Annotated in this window: 1 protein-coding gene; it reads right to left on the reverse strand. The window is 44.0% G+C overall.

What is annotated here, in order from left to right; translation table 11 throughout:
- Nucleotides 1-175 precede the first annotated feature (175 nt).
- Nucleotides 176-2455 carry a 1,4-alpha-glucan branching enzyme gene (gene glgB, locus IM319_RS19790; RefSeq protein ID WP_287685014.1) on the reverse strand — a complete coding sequence of 760 codons (2280 nt, stop codon included), beginning with the start codon at nt 2453-2455 and terminating at the stop codon, nt 176-178.
- Between the last annotated feature and the right edge of the window lie 446 nt (nt 2456-2901).

The raw sequence follows: 2901 nt of genomic DNA on the forward strand, positions 1-2901 counted from the left end.
GGCCGAATTTGAAGTCTTTTCTGAACGAAACCCCCTACTATCTGTGGTCAAGGTTCAGTTTTTAGCTTGGTTATCGCTTTTTCCATTGTAGCTTAAAGCCGTCGTAAAACGACGGGGTTTTAACCCAAATTTTCGATAACTTTTTACTGTTTACTGATCACTGAAAAAAGCTTCCCTATTCCCCAGAAGCATTAGGATCGATTTTGAGAACTAAAACCCCTAAAGGTGGTAAACAGAGATCGATCGAGTAGGGACGGCTATGATAGGACCATTCCTCCGACCATTTACCGCCAAGGTTGCCCATATTACTACCGCCATATTTACCCGCATCGCTGTTAAAGATTTCCTGATAAAAACCGGGATGAGGTACACCAACGCGATAATGGCTGTGGGGTTGGGGAGTAAAATTACAGACCACCACCACAAACTCCTGCCAATTTTTGCTCCAGCGCAGGAAAGAAACGACGCTATGACTATTATCACTACAGTCGATCCACTCAAAGCCATCCTGACCAAAATCCTGGGTATATAAAGCAGGTTCACTCTTATAGGTGGCGTTCAAATCAGTGAAAAAGCGTTTTAGCTGTTGATGGGGTTGATACTGCAAAAGACCCCACTCCAAATCACCCCAAACATTCCACTCACTCCACTGGCCAAATTCCATGCTCATAAACAGGGTTTTCTTGCCGGGGTGGGTAAACATATAGCTAAATAATGCCCGGACATTGGCGAATTTTTGCCACTCATCCCCCGGCATTTTGCCAATCATATTACTTTTGCCGTGAACCACTTCATCGTGGGACAAAGCCAGCATATAATTCTCGCTGTGGTTATACCACATACTAAAAGTGACATTATTTTGATGGAATTGACGGAACCAAGGATCCATGCCGAAATAATCGAGCATATCGTGCATCCAGCCCATATTCCACTTCAAATTAAAGCCTAAACCGCCCATATAGGTGGGCCAGGACACCATCGGCCAAGCGGTGGATTCTTCGGCAATAGAGAGAATTCCGGGGAAATAGCTAAAAATTACATGATTGACTTGACGCAGGAATTCAGCGGCCTCTAAATTTTCCCGGCCACCGTACTCGTTAGCCACCCATTCCCCATCTTTACGACAATAATCGAGATAGAGCATGGAAGCCACCGCATCCACGCGAATGCCGTCAATATGGTACTTATCGAACCAAAAAAGAGCATTAGCGACGAGGAAATTTCTGACTTCGTTGCGACCGTAGTTAAAAATTAAGGTTCCCCATTCCTTGTGTTCCCCTTTGCGCGGGTCGCCGTGTTCGTAAAGATGAGTACCATCAAAGAAAGCTAACCCGTGGCCATCTTTGGGGAAGTGACCGGGGACCCAATCCACTAGCACACCAAGGCCATTTTGGTGACATTGATCGACAAAATACATGAAATCTTCAGGATTGCCGTAGCGACTGGTGGGGGCAAAATAACCCGTCACTTGATAACCCCAAGAACCATCAAAAGGATGCTCGGCGATCGGTAATAATTCGATATGGGTGCAACCTAATTCTTTAACGTAGGGAATTAGTTTTTCGGCCAACTCGTAGTAACTCAAAAAGCGCGCCCCAGTGTTCCATTCCGACACAGGAACCGGTTCCCCTTCCCCAGAAAGTAAACGGGGGGGTTCGGCACTAGAAGTGTGCAGCCAAGAACCGAGGTGTAATTCGTAAACGGAAACCGGTTGAGTTAAAGGATCGCTATGGCGGCGTTTTTCCATCCAATCGCTATCATCCCAAGTATAGCTATCTAAATTGGCCACGATCGAGGCGGTTTTCGGGCGTACTTCTTGGGCAAAACCGTAGGGATCAGATTTTTCGTAAATATGACCTTCCCAATTTTTGATCTCGTATTTATATTTAGTGCCAACACCGATTTCTGGGATAAACAATTCCCAGACCATATTATTACGTTTCCGCATTTGGTGATCACGACCATCCCAGTTATTGAAATCACCAATAATCGAGACGTTGCGGGCATTAGGGGCCCAAACGGCAAAATAAACCCCTTTAATACCCTCGATTTCGGCTAAATGCGCCCCTAATTTTTCATAAATGCGATGATGGTTGCCCTCCCCAAACAGATGTAAATCAAAATCGCTGAGTTTGGCAGAACGGAAGGCATAGGAATCATAGATTACCCGTTCCTGTTCTCCCTCGTGGATGCGTAATTGATAATTGTTCAGTTCACCGATATCGATGACGCACTCGAAAAAATGGGGATGATAAGCGGTCTTCATGGGATATTCTTGTCTTTGGGACGGTAAAATAACCCAAGCGGCCGTGGTTTTCGGTAAATAGGCTCTAACAACCCATTTATTCACTTTTCCTTCTTTTTCTAGGGGATGGGCCCCCAAAACCTCAAAGGGATCGTGATGGAGGTTGTTGACGATTTGATGGACTTGTTCGGGGGATACCACTATAGACATTCAGTTAACACTCTTGACATCTACAATACTTATAGCAAGGAAATAGTCATTTTTTTGTTGCCTTCTGGGAATTCTCAAACTGATGGTATTGTAAAGTTTCAATGCAAATATAGTCATATATAGCCAGGCATGGTAATATATAGACAGGAAACTATCAGACTAGGCAAAAAAAACAAGAATAAGTTATCGAACGGCTTGGAGGTGGTGGAAACAAGGGAATTTAACAGGCTATCAATTGCCTTCGGGTACAACTATCATAACGGATGACAACCCCTCAAAACCCGACGCTGAGTTAAAAGACAACTGATAACAATGTTAGTAGCAGAAAGACACATTATCAAGAAAGGACATCGATTTTGGGCTGAGATAGATAATTTATCTTGGCAGTCTAAAAATCTCTACAACTCAGCCAATTATTTAATCCGACAAAACTTCATTTATGGTCA

Source organism: Microcystis sp. M113S1 (genome assembly GCF_020246945.1).
Taxonomy (GTDB): domain Bacteria; phylum Cyanobacteriota; class Cyanobacteriia; order Cyanobacteriales; family Microcystaceae; genus Microcystis.